Raw genomic sequence first — 20,679 nt, 5'->3', positions numbered from 1 at the left:
AAGGATGGTCTGCCGCCGGAGAAGGCGGCGGACCATCGAGGGAGGCAGCGGCCGAGGTCAGTCGGCCTCGGCGGGTTCCTCGGATCGGGCCTTTGTGCCGGCGAGACGGTAGGAGTCGGTGCGACGCGCCCCGGCGAACGTCAGGCCAGCTGCTGCACGCCCGCCCCGTGCCAGAAGAATGCAGTTGAGGCCGGAGGATCAGCCCGGCACACTCGCCCGGTGAGCCACAACGAACAAGCGGGCAGATGGGACGGACCCTGGTACAGGGTCTGCACGGAGCACTTCGAGGCGGCGTTCCTGCCGAATGCCGGCGAGGACTTGGAATCGGTGGACAACATCGACGTCTTCGTGGACCTCAACGACGGAACCCGGTGGAGTGCGACCGTCATCACCCTCGCTCAGGTGGAGACCCTCATGGAGCGGTGGGCGGCGACCGGGGAGGCCCTCGGCGGCGCCTACTTCTCGTGCTCGGATGGCCTCATCGTCCGTGACGCCGGCATCAGCAAGATGACCCAGGTCCTCGTCGGTCTGGTCGAGACCGCCGACTTCACGCACATCCTTCGACGCATCGACGAATGACCGCAGCCCCGGGCCACGACGAGCTGATTCTGAACCACCGGTAAGCGGCCCCGGCCGAGTCTGGGACATCCGTCCTGAGGACATGATGCTCTCCGAATACCAGCAGCAGCTGAGGAATCGTTTCCTCGCTGCCCCCGTCATCCCGGCACCACACCCTTGGCAGCCCGTCTTCGCGCGGCGAACGCCGATCGGCGGACTGCTCGGAGTGGGCTTCGGGGCCGACCCCGCCGGCGGGAACGACCTCCTGATGGTCGTCTCCAGCAACGGTCACGGCGTCTTCGACGCCTCCACGGGGCGGCGACTCGCCCGCGACCACGACCCCGACCTCGATCACAGCACACCAACTGGCCCCACCTTGTCCTGCCCTGGACTCGGGCCGCTCGCCGGGACCGAGGTGCGGATCGCCGGCCTGTTCGGCGGCGGCCTCCACTCCACCACCGAGGACGGATGGACCGTTGAGGTCGTCAGCCCGGATTGGCCGCACCACCGCGTCCTCCTCTCGGCCGATGGCGGGCTCTGCCGCGGTCCCGCCGGTGAGAAGTGGTGGCACATCTTCCACGCCCACTACTCCGAACTGCGAACCGTCGGGTTCTCCCCCTCTGGACACACACTCGCCGTCGCGACAAGCAGCGACATCACGCTCTGGACAAGACCCAGCCTCGACTCCTGAACCAGAGTGGCGCCTACGCTACGGACGCCGTCGGCAACGCTATGACCTGCACAAATATGGCCGCCGCAGCCACCGACGACCTGCCCTGCGGGTCGGCTCTCATCATCGATGGCATCGAGCATGTTCCGGCACCACCGAGCCGTGAGGGAGTGGACCCGACGAGGGCGAGGACTCCGCTTGGCGCGGCACCGTATTGATCCCCAGCCGAACGGGATCTTCGGTCTACCTCATGCAGTTCACCACAGCCGCATTGGCATACGAGGCCGAATTCCGCGAGATCTTGCTGGCCATGGCCTACACCATTACGTTCGCTGACCCGGAGGCGCCGGCCCCGGCTGAAGATCCGGCGGTCACCCGACGACGAGAACTCGAGGACGACATGTGGAAGGCATTCGGATGAACCAGTCGCCTTTGCCGACCGACGGCCCGCAAACGCCCCTGCTGACGGGAAGCGCCCTGGACGATCGGCGGACGCAGGAGATCTGCCGATCCCTGCGCATACGGCAGTGGGCGCGCCTGGCACCGGCGGCACTGATCGTCGCCGCCGTCGGGTTGCTCGCCGCCGCCGGAGTCCGGCCGGCCCAGATCGCCGTTGTTCCTGTTGCGATCGCCTGTTACGTGCTGGTTCAGATCACCATCAGCAACTTGTTGTGGCTGCGGCGCATCGAACGGGTCCTGCGCGTCTACCCCTGGGAGCAGCGGCCGGGAGTCCGCCGCCTCGATGCGAACGCGCGGCGGCCCCGGAGTCCCCATGTCGTCAAGCTCTCCCAGGGTTCCGGCCGCTGGTCCCATGAAATGCTCGCAAGTCCGGTCCTCCGTCATCGCACTTGGGAAGAGGACATGTCCTCAGCCCTCTGGTTCGCGGGCGACGAACGCTTCGGCGGAGTCGTCGCGATCCCCGGCGGCCAGGCCCCGATGTTCACCAAGCCCCGGCAATGGGACCCGCTGGCATCCCGCAGGGCCAAGGCGAGCACCGAGGAGTGGGACCGCGCCCAGCGCGCCGGGATCGATACGAAGACGTGGTGAGGGCCTGAAGCCGATGAGAGAGGCGGCTGCCCCGTCTGGGCAGCCGGCTTCGTCGTACCAGCCACCGCGATCCACGGTCCGTTGGGAATTCACGGCCAGCGCGCTACCGCTGACCGGCAAGAAATCACCGCGATCACCAGCGGCTGCCGGTGGCCTGGTAGGAACGGAAGTGCCGGCGTGAGCCGGTGCCCGGCACCGCACGATGGCCCCGGCCTGAGGGAGGTCGGGGTCATTGCGTGGTGGGAATCGCGGGGCGGCTCGACAGTTGCGGATCTACCAGAACGGGTCCCGGTCGTGGGGCTGCTGCCCGCCACAGTGGTGGATCCGGCGCTCGGTGTTTCCAGAGGCTGTGTTTGCTCCGTGCAGGCGGAGATCAGCCGACGACGATCCTCGACCCGCGGGCCGCCGCCCCGCCCGACCTCATCGCCCGCAACTTCGCACCCGACCCGGGGCCTGTTCACGGACGGCAGCACGCACTGCTGGGGCACCTTCTCCGAAGGCCGGACCAAGAAGCTGAAACACCTCTCCTTCGGCGTGTTTCCCGACGACCTGCCGCGGTTCGGCCACTGGCTGCAGCAGCAGGGCATCACGCGCCTGGACCCACCGGCCGGAACCGACAGTGACGGCCTGTGGTTCCAGGACTGCGACGGGCTGCTCCGTACAACAGCCCAAGCCGGAAAACGGCTTCTTCCTGTGGGGACCCGAACCTCCCGAGGGCTTCGCCGTGAACGGCGAAGCCGCATAGCGACGGCCACAAGGGGCTATCCGGTTCACGCCATTTCACGCCGTGCACGGGAAGAACACCACGTCCGAATACCGCCAGTTCTGATCCTGTGGCTCCGGTTGACTTATGTCCGCGATATGAGTCACGCCGACGCGTTCGAACGGGCAAAAGAGGGATCCGATGACTGAGGCAACACCAAGGCCACACCACTCGGGGTGGCTGCTCACTGCGTTACTGGGCGGAATGTTCTTAGGCAATGTGGACATCGCCATCGTCAACATCGCTACCCCCTCGATCCAGCATCATCTGCACGCCTCCGGTGCCGAACTGGAACTGATCGTCTCCGGCTACACCCTCACCTACGCCGTGCTGCTGATCACCAGCGCGCGGCTGGGCGGTGCGCGCGGCTACCGGCGGATGTTCCAGCTCGGTCTCGCGATCTTCACCCTCGCGTCGCTGGCCTGTGGTCTGGCGCCGACGCCCCTCCTGCTGGTGGTCGCCCGGGTCGTACAGGGCGCCGGTGCCGCGCTGCTGACCTCGCAGGTGCTGACCGGCATCCAGCTCAACTTCCAGGGCCCTGCCCGCAGCCGGGCCCTGGGCTGGTACACGGCGGTGCTGTCGGGAAGCGCGGTGTTCGGCCAGGTCATCGGTGGTGTTCTGGTATCGGCGGATCTGTTCGGGACCGCCTGGCGCCCGATCTTCCTGATCAACGTCCCCATCGGACTCGCCCTGATCGCCGTGGGCTGGCGCTTCCTTCCGGCAGACGCACGGCGCGGCACACAGCGCATGGACCTGGCGGGTGTGGCCGTGCTGTCCGCGGCGCTGCTGCTGCTCGTACTGCCCATGGTGCTGGGCCGTGATGCGGGCTGGCCCGCGTGGACGTGGGTGTGCTTCGCCGCCAGCCTGCCCGCGTTCGCGTGGTTCGTCGGGGTCGAGCGCCGCGTGGGCCGGCGGGGCGGGCAACCACTGATCACGCTGTCCCTCCTGACCCGCAAGCCGGTGGTGTACGCCCTGGTCTCCCAGGCCGCCACCCGGGCCACGTACTTCGCCCTGCTCTTCGTGCTGGCGCAGTATCTGCAAGCCGGACTCCACAAGAGCGCCACCTACTCGGGCCTTGTCCTGGTGTCCTGGGTGGCCGCCTTCGGCGTCTCCGGACCGCTGCTCGGCCGGATGCCCGCCACCCTCAAGCACTGGGTGGCCCCCCTGGGCACTGTGCTGCTCGCGCTCGCCTTCACCGGCATCGGCATGGGGGCATGGGCCGGCTCGACCAGCGGCGTGCTCCTGACGAGCCTGCTCGGTCTCGGCGGGCTGGGGTACGGAGCCGCGTTCAGCGGCACCCTCACCCATCTGACCAGCGCAGTGGAGGACCGGTATGCGCCGGATATGAGCGGGCTGTTCAACACGACGCTTCAAGTGGGCGGCGTGCTGGGCGTCGCGCTCTTCGGCACCGTGTATCTGGATCTCGCTCCGAGCGGGGGACGCGCGGCAGCGATGCACGGCTTCATGGTGATCGCCCTCGTGCTGGGTGCCGTCGGATTCGCGGCAGCGGTCCTGTCACAACTGGCGGTCCTCAGCAAGCCCGCCGCCCCCTCCGCGGCAAGCGGCAGTCCCGCCCGGACCAAGACCGCAGCGTAAAGCGGCGGCCGGAAGTGGCTACGAACATGTTCGCCGCCAGGGCCTCGTGATCATCCGCCCGGCATCGGACTCCGCCCTGCGGACGCTCCACCTTCGTCGGTGGCACCACCGCCGGAACAGCACCCACGACTCGTCCGGCACCAGTCGCTCAACCAGATCCGTCATGACCTATCTAACGACCAGCCCTCGCCATAAGAAACAAGATCTCAAAGAGCGTTTTGTCCTGGAGGTAGCGTTTGGCGGCTATTTAAGGGGCGAGTCGGCCTGGGGCTGCCGGTATAAAGGTGTTCAATGCGACGCCTGTGACAGGTGGCCTCACGCCTCGGCCCGTTTCAGTCGGTTCGCTCCCGTCTGATCCCAACGCGCCCCCGGTTGACCCTGTTTGCGCCCTGGGGGTGTACCGAGCGCGACGGTACTACGGAAACATGACACGACACCGCCCGTATCCCAGTGACCTGTCCGATGCTCGCTGGGAGTTGATCGAGCCCGCGCTCACAGCCTGGCGGGCCGAGCGGAGGGGCAAGGGTCTGGACATCGGCCGCCCGCCCGAGCATGACCTGCGCCGGATCATGGACGCCATCTTGTACGTCGACCGGACCGGAATCCCCTGGCGCTACCTGCCACACGACTTCGCCCCCTGGGAGACTGTGTACGGCTACTTCGCCGCCTGGCAGAAGGAAGGCATCTTCGGCCAGCTCAACGGCCTGCTCCGCCGTCTGGTGCGACAGGCCGAGGGCCGCAACGCCGAGCCGAGCGCCTGCGTCCTGGACGCCCAGAGCGTCAAGACCTCCGCCAACGTGCACGCGGCAGGCCAAGGCATTGATGCGGGCAAGAAAATCGCAGGTCGCAAGCGCCATCTCGGCGTCGACACCCTCGGCCTCCTCCTGGCCGTCTGGGTGACCGCCGCCAGCGTCTCCGACAACGCCGGCGGCATCCACTTGCTGTCCCGCATCGCCGCCTCAAACCCCCGCGTCACCAAGGCCTGGGCCGACACCGGCTACCGCACCAAAGCCATCGACCACGGAGCCCGCCACGGCATCGACGTCGAAGTCGTCCGCCGCGACCCCACCCAGAAGGGCTTCAAGGTCATCCCCAGGCGCTGGGTCGTCGAGCGCAGCTTCGGCTGGCTCATGCACCACCGCCGACTCGCCCGAGACTACGAGACCCACCCACACCGCTCCGAAGCCATAATCCACGTCGCGATGATCGACCTCATAATCCGACGCCTCACCCGCGAATCAACCCCGAACTGGCGCTACACCTGAACCTCGAACCAAACACTACTGCCGGGACAAAACGCTCTTTGAGCGGCTGGCAAGACGGGCCCTGGGCCAAGTTCTCCAGGGACAACTTGGGTTCTGTCCCAGTTGCACCACACGCCCCCGTGGTTCCGTTCGCATTGCCGTCTCCATGACCGTTCAGCGAACGGCACCGTTGCCCACCCGCTTCCGCCCCATGACACCGACCTGCAGTTTCAGGGTGGGTGTTCCCTCTTGCGAGATCTTGCGTCTGACTCACCTGACGTTCCCGGATCTGCATCGTGAAGACAAGATCAAATGAGACCTCAAGTCAGAGGGCGCGGTGCATGATGTGGAGCCCGACATAGCCCTTCGTCGGATGCCGAAAACCTTCTGGCAGTGTGCCCAGCACCTCGAATCCGAGTCAACGGGTTGTCATCGAATCCGGTGCTGATTCCTGCTGCCTACTGCCTGCCTGGCTGGCTGGCGTCCGGGGCCGTGCCGAACAGCAGGTGCCGCGAGTTCCTCGAGTTCACCGTCACAGGGCAATCGAAGGGTATGTGAGGGTCGCATTGACGATCTGTTCTGCCGGGGCATCCCGTAGTTCGGTCGGGGGATGGAAGATCAGGTCGCCGGCCCGGGGGTGTGGCACGTTGGCTTGGAGAAGCTGCAGGTAGTAGTCGCTGTCCGGGTCGCTGGTCAGGAGTCTGCGGACGATTTCGGCGAGTTCGTCCGTGGTGATGTCCGTGATCCGGGGCCGAGCCGGCCGGGCGGCCTCCATGGCGAACTCGGCCAGGTCCCGGCTGCTGTCATGCTCGGCGAAGTGGAGAGGCATGTAGTTGTGGCCTGTCCTCGCGTTGAAGGCCCTGATTTCCTTGTCGGCGCTCTCGGCTCCGCAGAGCACCAGGTCGGCGATCTGCAAGATCTCACGACAGAGCTCGTCGAGGTGCTGTTGGCTGACCGACGGGGGTATCGGTTCCGTTCTCAGATCCACGGCCTGGATTATGCCTTCGGCTTCCGCTGCGTCGGGAACCGTGCCTGGCTCGTGCGGGTGTTCTGCGCGGGGCTGGGTCGCTTCACAGAGTCTTCTCACCACCACGCCGTCTTCCCGGCCCTTACCGTGGCGCCTTGCAGCCCTCAGGGGACGGTGTGGCGCGGCGCTGTGAACGAGGCTGGGCACGCTGTCGTGACACTCGTGACCTAGGACGCCTGCCCACACTCAGGGGTGGGGTGGGGTGTCGGGTTCGGCCATGTCGCGGGTGATCACGCGGTTGTTGACGCTGGTTGAGTACACGATCGTTGTCGTGATGGAGCCGATTTTGGTGATACGCGCCGTGACGTGTTCGAGGTGGCTCATCGAGCGGGCCGCTACCTTGGCGATGAAGCAGTCACTGCCGGTCACGTGGTGGCACTCCAGGATTTCCGGAGTGTCATCGAAGATGCGGACGTAGTCCTGGTAGTTGCCGCCTGGAAAGGTGATGTTGACGAAGGCCAGGATGGGGAGTCCGAGTCCGGGCAGGTTGATTCGGGTCCGGTATCCCTCGATGATCCCGCACTGTTCCAGGCGCCTGACCCGCTCGGCGACCGCCGGCGGCGTCAATGCGACGCGCCGCCCCAGCTCACTGAAAGTCATGCGGGCGTCGGTCTGTAACTCGCTCAGGATCCGCCAGTCGGTCGCATCAAGGGACGCTTTCGAATCATTGCCCATCAACCCAGGATAGGTACTTTTCGATAGCTGCAGCCCCTGAACGCTTACAAGTTGCCCTGTGGGGTGGGCGGTAGGCCGCCATAGAGTCGAGAGCGCACTCAAGGAGGCCGGATGGCACGCACGACACAGGCCTTGCAGGCCTTACGGACCAGCCAGGACCGTCATGGTCCCGTCACCGCTGGGAGACTCAACTTCGCACAGGGCACGGCCTTGTATGTGGGAGCGGTTCTGGGCACGGGGGTCCTCGCGCTGCCCGGTTTGACCGCGAGGGCGGCCGGGCCGGCGTCGCTGGTGGCCTGGTTGGCCCTGATCGTGATGTCCGTACCGCTCGCCGCCACCTTCGCGGCGCTGGCCGCACGGCAGCCCGACTCGGGCGGTGTGTCGGCCTATGTGCGCCGGGCCTTCGGCGACCGCGCCGCCACCGTCGTCGGCTGGTGGTTCTACCTGGGTGCCCCGGTGGGCATTCCGGCACTGGCCTTCTTCGGCGCGTCCTATCTGGAACGGAGCACCGGCGGCGGCGGGACGGCCACCGCCGGCTACGCGGCGGGTCTGCTCGTGGTGGGCTTTTTGGCCAACGTCTTCGGTGTGCGGGTGTCCGGACGCCTCCAGCTTCTCCTGTCGGGCTCTTTGGCCCTGTTGCTCGTGGTGGGCATCCTGGTGGCGCTCCCGCATGCGGACCCGGCGAACCTGCGGCCTTTCGCCCCTCACGGGTGGTCGGCGATCGGGCCGGCCGCGGCCCTGCTCATGTGGTCGTTCACGGGGTGGGAGACCGTCACGCACCTGTCCGCGGAGTTCGCCCGTCCGCAGCGCGACATCAGGCGGGCGACCGTCGCGGCGCTGCTCGTGATTGGTGCCTTGTACCTGGGTCTGGCCGCCGTGACGGTGCTGGCACTGGGCAGCCTGCACACCGCAACGGCGGCAACCTCCCTGGCTTCCCTGCTGGAGCTCGGTTTCGGGTCCTTCGGCACGATCCTCGCCGGCGTGATCGCGATCCTCACCACCCTGGGCACGATGAACGCCTACATCGCCGGCGCGGCCAAGCTCGGAGCCGCCCTGGCCCGCGACCGGGCGCTGCCTGGCGCACTGGCAACCGGTGCTCAGGCAGGTGGCGTACCCCGGCGCAGCCTGTCGATCGTCGCGGCGATCTCGGCAACCGTCTTCGTCTTCGCCGCCCTCACGCACTCGCACGTGCAGCCTTTGGTGCTGAGCACCACGGCCTGCCTGGGCGCCGTCTACGCCCTCGGCTCGGCCGCCGGCGCGCGACTGCTGCGCCACAGCACCCGAGGGGGCACGGCCGCCGCCCTGGCGTCACTCGCGACCGTCATCGTTCTCCTCGTGCTCACCGGCTGGTACGTGATCTGGCCGCTGGCCCTCTCCGTCGCCGCGCTCGTATGGTGCGCACGACACCGACCGGATGCAACGGCAGCGACGGCACCGACGCCGTAGGCGGACCAGACACAGCGCCCGCTTCACGGGCCGGGGCCGAACATCAGCGGGACGACGCGCACGGCGAAGCGGGTTTGTGGTGGTCAGTGGTGTGCTGCGTGGTCGGGTCTGCCGGCCAGTGCAGGGCTGTGTCGATGTCGCGGGCGGTCCGGCCGTGCGCGCGTGCTGCGCCGTGGTGGAGGAGGCCGTCGAGGAGTTGCGGGTAGCGGCCGTGGCGTCCCGGTGAGGGGAGGCCGAGGGTGCGAGGGCGTGTGGGACGCGGCGGTCGTAGACGGCCTCCGCTTCGGTGCTGCTGCGGTCAGGACGGCTGAGGCGAGGGCGTCGCTGTGCGGAAGCCGGGCAGGTCCCCGATGATGCGGTGGCCTGTGCGGGCGGTTTCGCTGCGGGTGAGGGCGTGTCGTGGACGGCGGTGACGGGCTGCTCGGTGGTGGCGCGGGCCTGGGTGTCGGGCAGGGGCATGAGTGCCGATGCCCAACGGGTCTGTGCACAGAGCCGTTTGCAGACGACGGGGCTGTGATGTCCGTCTTGCCGTGGCTGCCGGTGTCCTCGGTCTGCTGCGCGACCTCGCGGCGCTGCGCGTCCCCGCGTCGAGGACGCAATCCTCGCGATCCTGCGGGAGATCGCGGCGCTGCGCGCCTCGGCAGCGCAGCAGCCGCCCATGCTGCCCATGCTGCCCGTGCCGCCCGCGTCACCGTGATGTCAACGGTGCCTGTCCCGCGCGTGTTGTTGGTGTCAGGGTTCTGTCGGGACGTCAAGGGGGCTGGAGCTGCGGCGATATGCTGCCTGCGGCCTGATCTTCTTGTATGACTGCGGCGATGGTGTGTGCCGGTGACGCCGGAGGCGTCTGCCTGGGACACCGATCGCCCGCCCGCAGCCATCGTGGCTCGCAGGACGTGTGACCGACGGCTTGGAACCCCACAACACCAGCATCGCTCCGCCGCCGGGATGTCCCGCACACGGCCTTGGGCAGGAGAACATACGCCGCCTGTACGGGAAGGGTGAGGCCGACCCGCGTGCGTTGCACGAGGAGCTGCGTGGTGAGCACGGCCCCGTGGCTCCGGTGCTGCTGCACGGGGATCTGCCCCGGCCTGGCCGGAGCTGGGCTACGACGAACTCAAGCACGTGACGACCAACCCCCTCCAGTTCACCCGCGACTCCCGCCAATGGACCATGTCCCTGCGCGGTCAGGTACCAGCCGACTCGCCGCTGCGGCCGACGCTGCAACCCCAGCCGGTGTGTGTCTTCGCCGACGGGCAGGAGCATGCGCGGCTGCGTGGGGCGGTCACCGACAGCCTGGAGCAGTTCGCGCTGCGCGGCATCCGCCGCTACACCGTCCGCTGCACCCGGCAGTTGATCGACGAGTTCGCCGCCGACGGCCGGGCGGATCTGATCAGTCGGTTCGCCGAGCGCCTGCCGATGAGGGTGATGACCTGGCTGCTGGGTATGCCGGAGGCCGACGGGCCCCGGTTGGTCGGTGCGGCCCTGGATCTGATGCGTCTGAGCGAAACGGCGGTGCAGTCCGATGAGTTCATCGTCGAGACGCTGCGTGACCTGGTCGGGCGCCGCCGTCACAAGCCGGGCCGTGATCTGCCGTCGATGCTGCTGTCCCACCGCTCCGAGGTCACCGAGGATGAGGTGTTGCAGCACCTGCGGCTGATTTTGGTGGCCGCGAACGAGACCACGGTCAACCTGATGGCCGACACGTTGCGCATGGTGCTGACCGGCCGGCGCTTTCGGGCGAGCCTGTCGGGCGGGCACATGACGCTGCCCGAGGCCCTCGACCAGGTGCGGTGGGACGCCCCGCCCATGTCGGTGGTCCCGGGGCGCGTGGCGAAGGAACGGGTCGTGCTGGGCAATGACGAGATCCGGCAGGGGGATCTTCTGCTGCTGGGTCTCGCGGCCGGCGACGTCGACCCGGCCCAGCGTCCCGACCGCGCCAAGCCGCTGCACGGCAACCGGGCGCACCTCGCCTTCGGCGGCGGGCCCCACGAGTGCCCCGGCAAGGACATCGGCCGGGCCGTCGCCGAGGGGGGCATCGACACGCTCGTGGCGCGCATGTGCGACCTTCACCTCGCCGTCGACGAGGGCGAGCCCTCCACGCGCGACTCCTGGTTGACCCGGCGCCAGGAGAGGCTGTCGGTGCGGTTCTCACCGCAGATGGGCCAGGGCACCAAGACCCGCCTGCCCCTTCCGGCGGCGGCCCGGATCTCGACTCCGGCGCCCGCCCGGCTACCACCCCACAGTCCGAGGGTGTGCGCCGCCCGTGGTGGAAGCGCCTGTCGGGCACGACGGGCTGACACCTTGTGTTCATCTGGGGCCACATGGTCACCGCGTCTCACGTGAGACACAGTGGTTGAGACTCCGGTTGGTCAGTACGATGCCGACGGTTGATCACTGTGACGCGCCGTCAACCCGACCGTATCGGCATGGGCACACCATAGGCGCGTCGAGATGGAGGCAGCGGCCGTGGGGCCCGATCTCATACCCGCCCTGTGGGCTCCCATCCCACCGGCAATCCACCCCCGGCACGCGGACATCAACGACGCGACGACCCGCTGGGCACACGCCTACAAGGTGGGCTCCCCGCAGTTGCGCGGCCGCCTGGTCACCCAGGACATCGGCCGTTTCGCCGCGCGCATCCTTCCCCGGGGCGACGAGAGGGTCATCACCCTGCTGTCGGACTTCGTGCTGTGGCTCTTCGGCGTCGACGACGGCCACTGCGAAGAAGGCATGCTCGGACGAAGACCGGGAGAACTCACCGCCACCCTGCACGGCCTGCTGCGCATAGCCCAGCAACCCCAGACGCCCCTGCTCGTCGACGATCCTCTGGCCTGCGCACTGCGCGATCTCAGCCGCCGCATCGATGCCCACGCCACCCCCGCCCAGGCGGCCCGCTGGATCGATGCGCTGCGCGAATACTTCTGGTCGGTGACCTGGGAAGCCCACCACCGGGCGGCCGGCACGATCCCGAGCCTGAACGACTACACCCTGATGCGCCTGTACGACGGAGCCACCACGGTCGTACTCCCGCTGCTGGAAATGGGACACGGCTACGCACTGGACGCCGACGAACGCGACCACCCGGCCGTACGCGCCGCCGGCGAGATGGCCTCCTTCGTCATCACCTGGGACAACGACCTGCTCAGCCACCACAAGGAGCATCGCTCAGGCGACTACTACCTCAACGTCATCCGCATCCTGCAGCACGAGACGGGCTGCACCACCGGCCAGGCTCTCACCACTGCGGTGGCCCAGCGCGACCGCGTAATGCGCCTGTTCCTGCGTCTGCGCACCCACCTGCAGGCCCAGGCCGGCCCCCAGCTGCGTCAGTACCTCGACAGCCTGGGCCACTTCGTCCGCGCCAGCCAGGACTGGGGCATCTCCTCCCTGCGGTACACCACCCCCGACGATCCGGCGCCGCTGCCCAGCACCCTTTGCAGCCAACCCACCGACGACAGCGACGACCCCCTGGACATCCCCGCGATCGACCAGTGGTGGTCCCTGCTGCCTGTCAGACCGCGCGAGACCGTCTCCGCCTGCATCACCCCCTGACCAGGCTCACCCATCGCCAACAGGAAGGCTTCTTCGGTGCCACGATGTGACGCACTGGCATACCCCGCGCCCCCGGCGGCCTGCCCCTGCTGGGCCACACCCCAGACTCGTCCGCGGACCCCTGCCGTTCCTTTGCTCGCTGCGCACCATCGGCGATCTGGTCCGCGTCGATCTGGGCACGATGCCGATGTACGGCGCCACCAGCGCCGACCTGGTCCGCTACATCACCACCACCCAGGCCCGCTCCTTCGAGAAGGGCCGCCTGTACGACCGGGGCCGGCCCTGGTCGGCGACGGCCTGGCCACGGCGAGCGCATAGGGCAATCAGTCCTCTGCTTCGGTGGAGGCAGAGTGGGTTGCCTGCACACTGTTGATCATGTTCGTCCAGGACCGGGCCGCGGCGTACCTTCGTGTGCAGTCGCACCACCAACAGCAAAGGGCTATCCATGGCAGTTGAGTCGCAGGCCGCCGGATCGCGGTCGGTTCCGCGCGTCCCCGGGGCGGTGCCGCTCCTCGGGCACGCCCTGAAATTGTGGCGTGACCCCTTCGGGTTCATGACGTCACTGTGGAAGTACGGGGACTTGGTCCGCGTCGATCTGGGCACGATGCCCGTGTACGTCGCCACGTCAGCGAAGTTGGTCCACGAGGTCACGGTGCGGCAGGCTCGTAGCTTCGAGAAGGGCCGCTTCTTCGACCGGCTGCGCTCCCTTGCGGGCAATGGGCTGGCGACGGCGAACGGTGACATTCACCGCGAGCACCGCCGACTGATCCAGCCTATGTTCTCCAAGGACCACATAGCGGGCTATTCCGGCATCATGAGCGATAACGCCCGTACCCTGGCGAACGCCTGGACACCGGGTCAGGAAGTCGAACTGGAGCAGGCGATGGCCGAATACGCCATCAACACCCTCGCCTCGACGATGTTCTCCACGGACATCGGCCGGCCCGCTGTGGAGGCGATACGCACGAACCTCCCGCTCGCCCTGAAGAACCTGCTGGTCCGCGCCGCGTCCCCCAAAGTCTTGGACCGGGTGCCGATCCGCGCCAACCGCGAGTTCGACACCGCGGCGGCGCACCTGACCGCGGTCATCGACGAGGTCATCAAGGCGGCCCGCGGCGCTGGACACACCGACCGCAACGACTTGCTGTCACTGCTGCTCGCGGAGAAGGACCTGTCCGATGTCGAGGTCAGGGACGAGCTCAGCACCATCCTCTTCGCCGGCGCGGAGACCACCGCGGCCACCCTCGCCTGGACGTTCCACGAACTGGCCCACCACCCCGGCGCCGAGGAGCAGGTGGTGACGGAGATCGAGGACGTCGTCGGCGACCGGCCGGTGACCATCGAGGACGTGCCCCGCCTGCCGGCGCTCCGGCGGGTGCTGGACGAGGTGATCCGGCTGCACGGCGTCACCATGCTGATGCGGCGGACCACCGAGCCGGTGGAACTGGGCGGCGTAGTGCTTCCCACTGCCACCGAGGTCGCCTTCAGCCCCTACGCCCTGCACCGCGACCCGCGAACCTACGTCGAGGCGGACCGCTTCGACCCCGACCGGTGGCTGCCACAACGGCAGCAGGAAGCCGGGATCGCACGTGAAGATTTCATCCCCTTCGGCGCCGGCAACCGCAAATGCATCGGCGACCAGTTCATGTATACCGAGGCGACCATCGCCCTGGCGACGTTGCTCGCCCAGTGGCAGTTGGTCCCCGCTGCAGGCCACACCCCGAAAGAGGTGGTCTCGGCGGTAGCGCACGCTGACCGTATCCCCATGGTGGTCCAGCCGCGGCGCACCTGAGATCGCACCTCACCGCGCCCACAGCATCGGCCAGATGCAGCGCGTCATCGCGCCCGATGAACGGACGTCGGCCAGCACGCCAGCGGCTCCCCCTGAGGCCCAGCCCGAGCAGATCCACCCTCCCGCCGCCGCACCGGCTCGTCTTGATCCACCCTGGACCGCAACAGAACGTATGCGCCAGAATCCGACGGGCCGCTCGGCGCTATAAGCGCCGACCGCGCTGCCCCCGGCTTGAAGCGACACACCGTACCGCTTCAAGCCGCCTACCCCCTCTTCCGGAGGAAAGGTGAGCTCCCTTGCGGCCGGCATGACCCTTCTCGGCCTCGTAGCCGCCGTTCTCGCGCTCGGCGTGATCGCCCTTCCCGCATGAGCGGGACTTCGTCTGTTGCTCCCGCCCCGGGACCGGCGTGCGCAGGGGCCGGCTCGGACAGCTGACGAGCCCTCAAAGCAGCAGGCCGTGGCCGCCGTTCCCATCGGGCTGCCTGCTGGGAGGAAAGAGCGCGCCGATACAGTGTAGGCACTGCCACCACCTCGCCTCCTGCGCAGAGAGACACCCAGCGCAGGGCGGTGTGTCCCAGGCCTGAAAGCTCCCGAGAACACGGGGAAGCGCCACTCAGCCGGATGCCGGAGCAAAGGCTGCCGATGTCGAGAGCTGACGCCGACTGGGAACACGTGGCGGAATCGGCTTGCATGTGACTCGTCATCGGAGGCCTCGTGACCACCTCGCACCCAGATCCCACCAGCACCTCTTCCGGCCCCCTCCCGCCCCCGGGATGCCCCGCTCACGCTCCGGGGCCCGGCCAGGCTCCGCGGATCTGCGGACCTGAGGCGGAGGCATATCAAGGGGCCCTCTACGAGAAGCTGCGCCAAGAGCACGGGCCGGTGGCGCCGGTGCTGGTGTGGAACGACCTGCCGGCCTGGCTGGTCCTCGGGCACCAGGAAAACCTGGAGGTCATGCGGACCCCCGCCCGGTTCACCTGCGACTCACGCCAGGGCAGCATCTACCGCAGCGACCTGGTCCCGGCAGACTCCCCGCTGCGGCCCGTGACCCAATGGCAGCCCCTGATGGCCTTCGCGGACGGCCCGGAACACGCGCGGCTGCGCAGTGCGGTCACGGACAGCCTGGAGCGGTTCAACCGCCACAGCATGCGCCGCTACATCACCCGGTACACGCACCAGTTGGTCGACGCCTTCACCGACCGGGGCTCAGCCGACCTGGTCCCTGAGTTCGCCGAACAGCTGCCGATGCTGGTACTGACCCAGTATTTCGGGATACCCAAGGAGTACGTACTCCCACTCGTCGAGGCCGTACGCGACATGATCCGAGGCAGCGAGACGGCCCTGGCGAGCAACCAGTTCGTCGTCGACACCATGCAGGAGCTGGTGGAGCGCAAGACGGCCGAACCCGGCAACGACTTCGCAAGCTGGCTGATCAATCACGAGTCGAACCTCAGCAACAACGAGATCCGCGAGCACCTGCGCCTCGTCCTCGTCGCCGGCTATGAACCCACGGTCAACCTCATCGCGAACGCACTGAAGATGGTGCTGACGGACCGCCGATTCCACGGCAGCCTTTCCGGCGGCCAGATGACGCTGCCCGACGCACTGGAACAGGTCCTGTGGGACCATCCGCCCATCGGCCTGCTGCCTACCCGCTGGGCTGCGGGCGACACGGTCCTCGGCGGCCGGCACATCCGCACAGGCGACATGGTGTTGCTCGCCATCGAAGCCGGCAACGTCGACCCCGCGATCCGGCCGGAACTCTCCACATCAGTCGCCGGCAACCGCTCCCATCTCGCCTTCAGCGCCGGCCCGCACGAGTGCCCCGGACAGGACATCGGCCGCGCCATCGCCGCCACAGGCATCGACATCCTCCTGGCGCGGATGCCGGACATGCGGCTCGCCGTGAACGACAGCGAGCTACAGGCGAGTTCGACCTGGATGTCCCGCCGCCTGGTGTCCCTGCCGGTACAGTTCACGCCTCCCCGTCCGGCACACGGCAGCTGCTAGACAGCACATCGAAGCCCATCGGCCCGAGGCCGGAGCCGGCATCGGCCGACAGCAGATCTTCCCAGCCCCGCTCGGCCCTGAGAGCTGAAAGTCCCCCGCATCACACCAGCACCCCGGCCCCGGTCGAGAGCCCTCCGGCCACACTCACTTTCCCTCCAGCCGCGACCACCGCCTGCCGTGCGCCCCAGGAACCAAGAACGCGCCGATCGCCCTGGAGACAGCCAAAAGGACCGGTACGTGCCCAAGCCCTCCCAGGCGAAAGCCACCAGGAAGACCGAACAGCACCATGGCCGCGACACCGCCGCCACCCTCTACGAAGTCGTCCGCGACGTCAGCGCCGAGCTGGCAACCGGCCCACGGCCAACAACCCGAGAGCCGTCCACAACAGCCCGCCACAGCGCCTCCCGGACCAGACAGACGTCCAGAAGGCGGTGAACGAACAGGCCGCCCGGCACACACTCGGCACGCAACCACCCGCACCGGACCCTGGCAAGGCACCGACGGCACCAGCACCAAAACCGCCCGCACCCCGGATGGCGGGCCACTGACCGATCCGCCTCCCAGACCTCGACACGCTACGCCGCTCCGCAGCCTCATTCGAACGTGAATCGAGTGCAGGCGCTTCAATTGAAGCGCCTGCTGCCGACGGCGCGGTGTCCGGGCGGCCTGGCAACGACGATGGCGAGGAGCCGACATCGCCACCGAGTCCCTGGACGCGCTCAAGGAGGCACTCAGGGTGCTCAACGCCGTCAACCGGAGCATCACGAGGGACGCCATATGTGATTGCGGGGTTCGTAGTTGGTGTTCTGGGTGGCGTGTGAGCTGGGGTGTTGAGGGTTTTCTGAGAAGAGAGCGGGGCTTGCGGGGTGCTTTGGCGGTGGTGGCCGGGCTGTTGGCCTGTGGCTGTTGGGGGTTGGTTGATAACGGTGGTGTGGTGTTGGTGATGGTGTCTGGCATCTAAAGGACCACTGCGGGTTTGTGCTGGTCAGCTGCCTGTTGCGCGGTCGGTCGGTGGGCCGGGCTATGCGGTTGCTGTCGGGTGGGGTTGTCGCCGGTCCAGTACAGGGCGGTGTCGATGTCGCGGGCGGTCCAGCCGTCGGCGTGTGCTGCGCCGTGCTTGAGGAGGTCGTCGAGGAGTTGCAGGTAGCGGCCGTAGCGTCCCGGGGTCGGCGTGAGGGTGAGGCCGAGGGTGCCGAGGGCGTGTTGGACGCGGCGGTCGTAGACGGCCATCCGGTGGGGTGCTGCTGCGGTCAGGACGGCTGAGGCGAGGGCGTCGCCGGTGCGGAAGCCGGGCAGTTCCCAGATGATGCCGCGCCCGGTGCGGGCGGCTTCGCTGCGGGTGAGGGCGGTGTCGCGGACGGCGGTGGCGGCCCGTTCGGTGACTGCTCGTACGTGGGTGTCGGGCAGGGACATGAGTGCTGTCACCCAGCGGGTCTGTGCGGAGAGCCGTTTCCAGACGACCAGGGCTGCGATGTCCGTCTTGCCGAGGCTGCCGGTGTGCTCGGTTCGCTGCGCGACCTCGTGGAGAACCTCGTCGTAGTGGGGTGAGACGCCGGCCAGGTAGTTGGCACGGGCGGGGACCAGGACGTCCCACACCCGGCCGCAGAGAGCAGCGAAGTCCTCGTCAGCGGGCGTACCAGCGCTCTTCTTCATGTCCGCATCATGCAGTTCTGGCCGGTCGGCGGGTGCGGGGGCGGCTGTGTTCTTCGGCGAGGTGGTCGAGCTGGATGGCTTCGAGTGATTTTTTGGTGATGCGTTCGGTGCCGTCGCAGATGGCGGTGATGGCTGCTTGGCGGATGAGGCTGCCGATGCGGCCGGCGGTGCGCTGGTGGAGGTAGGAGGCGTGGCTGGGGAGTGTGCCGGGGTTGTGCTGGGTGAGGTCGAGGGCGGCTTCCATGTCGGTGATGAAGTCGGTGGAGGGGTGGGAGTTTCCGTGGCGGGCGGGGAGGGGGCCGCAGGTGATGAGGCTGGCGCGGCCGACGAGTTGGGCGCCGCGGACTCCGGCGAACAGGGGTGTGGCGGCGACGTCGATGCCGGTGTAGACGAAGGTTGCTCTGATGCGTTCGGTGAGGTCTTTGAGGAGGTCGGCGGCTTCGGCGCCGGTGGTGGTGCGCGGGTTGAGGCGGTGGATCTCGTCGATGAGGATCAGACGGACACCGGCGGTGGTGTAGGTGTGGCAGACGGCGCTGGTGATCTGGGCCTGGGTCATGCGAGTGGTGACGGGGATGCCGAGGTAGCGGGCGAATTCGGTGGCGAGGGTCTTGGCGGTGGCGCCGGGCGGCACCAGCAGGTAGGCGACCGGCACCTCTTGGTGGGTGCGTCCGGGCGGGGCGGGGTGTTTGCGGGTGTGGGCGAGGTGGCAGGTGCGCCCCACTTCGAGGAGGGCGGTCGTTTTCCCGGCCGCGGCGGGGCCGGTGACGATCAGTGAGGGCCGGGCGGTGGTCTGCTGGTGGCGGCCGAGCAGCATCAGGGTGCGGACCTGGGTGGCGAGGGTGTCGATGGCCGGGGTGCGGACGGTGACGAACGCGGAGTGGTAGGCGAGGCGTTCTTCGGCACTGCGGGGTGCGTCGCCGAGCTGGGGCGGGGCGAGGGGCGGGGTGGTGGCGAAGTTGTGCCAGCCCTGCCAGGTGGTGATCGGCCGCTCCGGCTCTGCTGCGTGCAGCCCAGGCAGCAGGGCCTCGGTGTCGGCGGTGGCGTGGTGGTTGCGTGCGGGGCTGGTCACCAGTTGAGGGCTTCCTGGGCGGGGTCGTAGAGGCCGAGTCCGGTGTACGGGACGGGGGTGCCGGCGGTGTCGTCGCCGAGTTCGTCCTCACCGTCGGCCTGTTCCGGGGCGTCGGGCAGGGTGTCGAGGTCGTCGAGGCTGTCGTCGTCCCAGCCGTCGGCCTGCGGGTCCGAATCGTGGGGAGGGCGGGTGCCGGCCGCGGGCGGGGGTGTTTTCAGCGGTGCGGTGCGGGTGATTAGGCGCTGTTCGCCGGGGGTGGCGGTGCCGGTGTGGGCGCGGCGCATGAGCTGGTCGAGGGCGTCGGCGAGGTCGGCTTCGTGGGTGTCGTGGTCGCCGTGGCGGGCGGTGATGGTTTTGATGTGCTGCCAGGTGGCGCTGTTGAACGGCTGGTGGATGTGGTCGCGGTGGATCCACGGGATCTCTGTCAGGTGTCCGTCGGGCAGGCGGATCCAGACCTGGCGGGCGTCGTAGGGGTTGGTGTGGATCTCCCATTTGCCGCCGCGTGCGGTGACGGGTGAGGGCTGGCCGCGGTAGGGGGCCAGGACGTCCGCGTCGTAGGTGCGGTGGTCGATGCGGATGCCGCGTTCGGTGATGGCCTGCCAGCGCACCGGCAGCAGTTCGAGGTAGTCGCTGCCGCTGAGGGGGAGGGGTACGTGGCCGGCGACGGCGATGAGGGCGGCCCACATCTGGTTCGGGGTGAGTGCCTTCTTGGGGAGGGTGGGGTGACGCAGGCCTTCGTGGGGGCGGTGGTGGTAGTGGATCAGCCATTCGTCCAGCAGGTCCTGCAGTTGGGCGACGCTGAAGCAGGCCTCGGTTTCGGCGGCGGGTCCGCGGCGGGTGACGTCGGATCCGGTGTAGCCGGGCAGGTGCTGGCACAGCAGCGCGTTGATGGTGCCGAAGGTGCGCTCCACGATGCCTTTGGCGGCGGGGGCGTGGGGCGGGGTGGGCTGGACGCTGATGCCGAGGGTCTCGCAGGCGGCGGTGAACGCCGTGGACAGGTAGACCTTGCCCCGGTCCACGACGATCGTCTCGGGCACTACGACCGGCCGGGCGGCTGCGCCCTGAAGGCGTTCGTCCAGGCTCATCAGCCGCTCCAGTTGGGGGAGTGGGGCGTGGGCGAGGCGCAGGGCGTCGGGCCAGGTGGGGCGGGCTGGGTGCGGGATGGCCATCTCGGCGAGCAGCAGGGCGGCGTCGACGGCTTTGGTGCCGGCGGGGCGCAGGACGGCGGCGAGGATGGCGCGGGTGGCGACGTCGATGGCGATCGTGAGTTCGGGCCGGCCGGTGGTGCCGTCGTCGAAGACGGCCAGGACGTCGAGGCGGGTGGTGTCGACCTGCACCTGTTCGCCCGGGCGCAGCGCCACGGTCGGGGTGAACGCCTGCCTACCGACCGGGGTGTTGAGGGCGCGGGCGGGGCGGTGGGGGTGTTCGGCAGGGTCGGCGAGCTGGTGGACGAGCCGGTAGAAGGTGGCCTGGGAGGGCAGGGGCACCGTGCCGCGGCCGTGCCGATCCTGAAGGATCTGTGCGACCAGGGGCGCGTCAGGCCTTTGACGGTGCCCTTGGAGCGGCCGCGCTGGCGG

The 20,679-nt window shown here is 68.5% G+C and carries 17 protein-coding genes and 1 pseudogene; 12 read left to right on the top strand and 6 right to left on the bottom strand.

Annotation, left to right across the window (positions count from 1 at the left end; translation table 11 throughout):
* Positions 1 to 219: 219 nt before the first annotated feature.
* The 7 genes from B1H19_RS00085 (at position 220) to B1H19_RS00060 (ending at position 5,899) form a co-directional block, all read left to right on the top strand.
* Positions 220 to 579 carry a hypothetical protein gene (locus B1H19_RS00085; RefSeq protein ID WP_083102237.1) on the top strand — a complete coding sequence of 120 codons (360 nt, stop codon included), beginning with the start codon at positions 220 to 222 and terminating at the stop codon, positions 577 to 579.
* Positions 580 to 664: 85 nt separating this feature from the next.
* Positions 665 to 1,249: a hypothetical protein gene (locus B1H19_RS00080; RefSeq protein ID WP_083109330.1), complete on the top strand. Its 585-nt coding sequence runs from the start codon at positions 665 to 667 to the stop codon at positions 1,247 to 1,249.
* Between the two features lie 229 nt (positions 1,250 to 1,478).
* On the top strand, positions 1,479 to 1,649 hold the full coding sequence (locus B1H19_RS38385; RefSeq protein ID WP_159027890.1) for a hypothetical protein: 171 nt from the start codon (positions 1,479 to 1,481) through the stop codon (positions 1,647 to 1,649).
* Entirely contained in the window at positions 1,631 to 2,275 is a 645-nt protein-coding gene (locus B1H19_RS00075) for a hypothetical protein (protein WP_159027889.1), read from the top strand. The genes B1H19_RS38385 and B1H19_RS00075 overlap by 19 nt, the downstream gene beginning before the upstream one ends.
* 294 nt (positions 2,276 to 2,569) lie before the next feature.
* Positions 2,570 to 3,187 carry a VOC family protein gene (locus B1H19_RS38380; protein WP_159027888.1) on the top strand — a complete coding sequence of 206 codons (618 nt, stop codon included), beginning with the start codon at positions 2,570 to 2,572 and terminating at the stop codon, positions 3,185 to 3,187.
* 55 nt (positions 3,188 to 3,242) lie between these two features.
* Positions 3,243 to 4,634, top strand: coding sequence for an MFS transporter (locus B1H19_RS00070; RefSeq protein ID WP_083102235.1), 1,392 nt, complete (start codon positions 3,243 to 3,245; stop codon positions 4,632 to 4,634).
* A gap of 425 nt (positions 4,635 to 5,059) precedes the next feature.
* Positions 5,060 to 5,899: an IS5 family transposase gene (locus tag B1H19_RS00060; protein WP_083102234.1), complete on the top strand. Its 840-nt coding sequence runs from the start codon at positions 5,060 to 5,062 to the stop codon at positions 5,897 to 5,899.
* A gap of 304 nt (positions 5,900 to 6,203) precedes the next feature.
* On the opposite strand, the pseudogene B1H19_RS39405 reads toward B1H19_RS00060, so the two are convergent.
* The 3 genes and pseudogenes from B1H19_RS39405 to B1H19_RS00045 form a co-directional block, all read right to left on the bottom strand.
* Positions 6,204 to 6,296: pseudogene (locus B1H19_RS39405) on the bottom strand (GNAT family N-acetyltransferase); the annotation flags it as partial.
* Between the two features lie 114 nt (positions 6,297 to 6,410).
* The gene (locus tag B1H19_RS00050) at positions 6,411 to 6,866 is read right to left on the bottom strand and encodes a hypothetical protein (protein WP_237288942.1); all 456 of its coding nucleotides are present in this window, start codon (positions 6,864 to 6,866) and stop codon (positions 6,411 to 6,413) included.
* Positions 6,867 to 7,091: 225 nt separating this feature from the next.
* Positions 7,092 to 7,580, bottom strand: a complete 489-nt coding sequence (locus B1H19_RS00045) for an Lrp/AsnC family transcriptional regulator (protein WP_083102233.1) — start codon at positions 7,578 to 7,580, stop codon at positions 7,092 to 7,094.
* A gap of 111 nt (positions 7,581 to 7,691) precedes the next feature.
* Between B1H19_RS00045 and B1H19_RS00040 the strand changes: the two genes are divergently transcribed.
* The 5 genes from B1H19_RS00040 to B1H19_RS00020 all read left to right on the top strand — a co-directional run bounded on the left by B1H19_RS00040 (position 7,692) and on the right by B1H19_RS00020 (position 16,380).
* The gene (locus B1H19_RS00040) at positions 7,692 to 9,026 is read left to right on the top strand and encodes an APC family permease (protein ID WP_083102232.1); all 1,335 of its coding nucleotides are present in this window, start codon (positions 7,692 to 7,694) and stop codon (positions 9,024 to 9,026) included.
* Between the two features lie 1,122 nt (positions 9,027 to 10,148).
* On the top strand, positions 10,149 to 11,369 hold the full coding sequence (locus B1H19_RS00035; RefSeq protein WP_237288941.1) for a cytochrome P450: 1,221 nt from the start codon (positions 10,149 to 10,151) through the stop codon (positions 11,367 to 11,369).
* Positions 11,370 to 11,492: 123 nt separating this feature from the next.
* Entirely contained in the window at positions 11,493 to 12,578 is a 1,086-nt protein-coding gene (locus B1H19_RS00030; protein WP_237288938.1) for a selina-4(15),7(11)-diene synthase, read from the top strand.
* Positions 12,579 to 13,023: 445 nt separating this feature from the next.
* Positions 13,024 to 14,370 (top strand): cytochrome P450, encoded by a 1,347-nt coding sequence (locus tag B1H19_RS00025; protein WP_083102230.1) that lies wholly within the window; start codon positions 13,024 to 13,026, stop codon positions 14,368 to 14,370.
* A 714-nt stretch (positions 14,371 to 15,084) separates the two neighbouring features.
* Positions 15,085 to 16,380 (top strand): cytochrome P450, encoded by a 1,296-nt coding sequence (locus B1H19_RS00020; protein ID WP_159027887.1) that lies wholly within the window; start codon positions 15,085 to 15,087, stop codon positions 16,378 to 16,380.
* Between the two features lie 957 nt (positions 16,381 to 17,337).
* Here the strand turns inward: B1H19_RS00020 and B1H19_RS00015 are convergent.
* From B1H19_RS00015 to B1H19_RS00005, 3 genes are all read right to left on the bottom strand, one after another.
* Positions 17,338 to 18,033 (bottom strand): hypothetical protein, encoded by a 696-nt coding sequence (locus B1H19_RS00015; RefSeq protein ID WP_237288936.1) that lies wholly within the window; start codon positions 18,031 to 18,033, stop codon positions 17,338 to 17,340.
* 7 nt (positions 18,034 to 18,040) lie between these two features.
* Complete coding sequence (locus tag B1H19_RS00010; protein ID WP_083109328.1) at positions 18,041 to 19,015, bottom strand: TniB family NTP-binding protein; 975 nt, start codon at positions 19,013 to 19,015, stop codon at positions 18,041 to 18,043.
* Between the two features lie 83 nt (positions 19,016 to 19,098).
* On the bottom strand, positions 19,099 to 20,679 hold a 1,581-nt coding region (locus B1H19_RS00005), incomplete at its 5' end, for a transposase (protein WP_418361416.1).

This window comes from Streptomyces gilvosporeus, from assembly GCF_002082195.1.
GTDB classification, from domain to species: Bacteria; Actinomycetota; Actinomycetes; order Streptomycetales; family Streptomycetaceae; genus Streptomyces; species Streptomyces gilvosporeus.
Note: the sequence above shows the minus strand (reverse complement) of the source record. Positions and strands in the feature narration are given on the sequence as shown.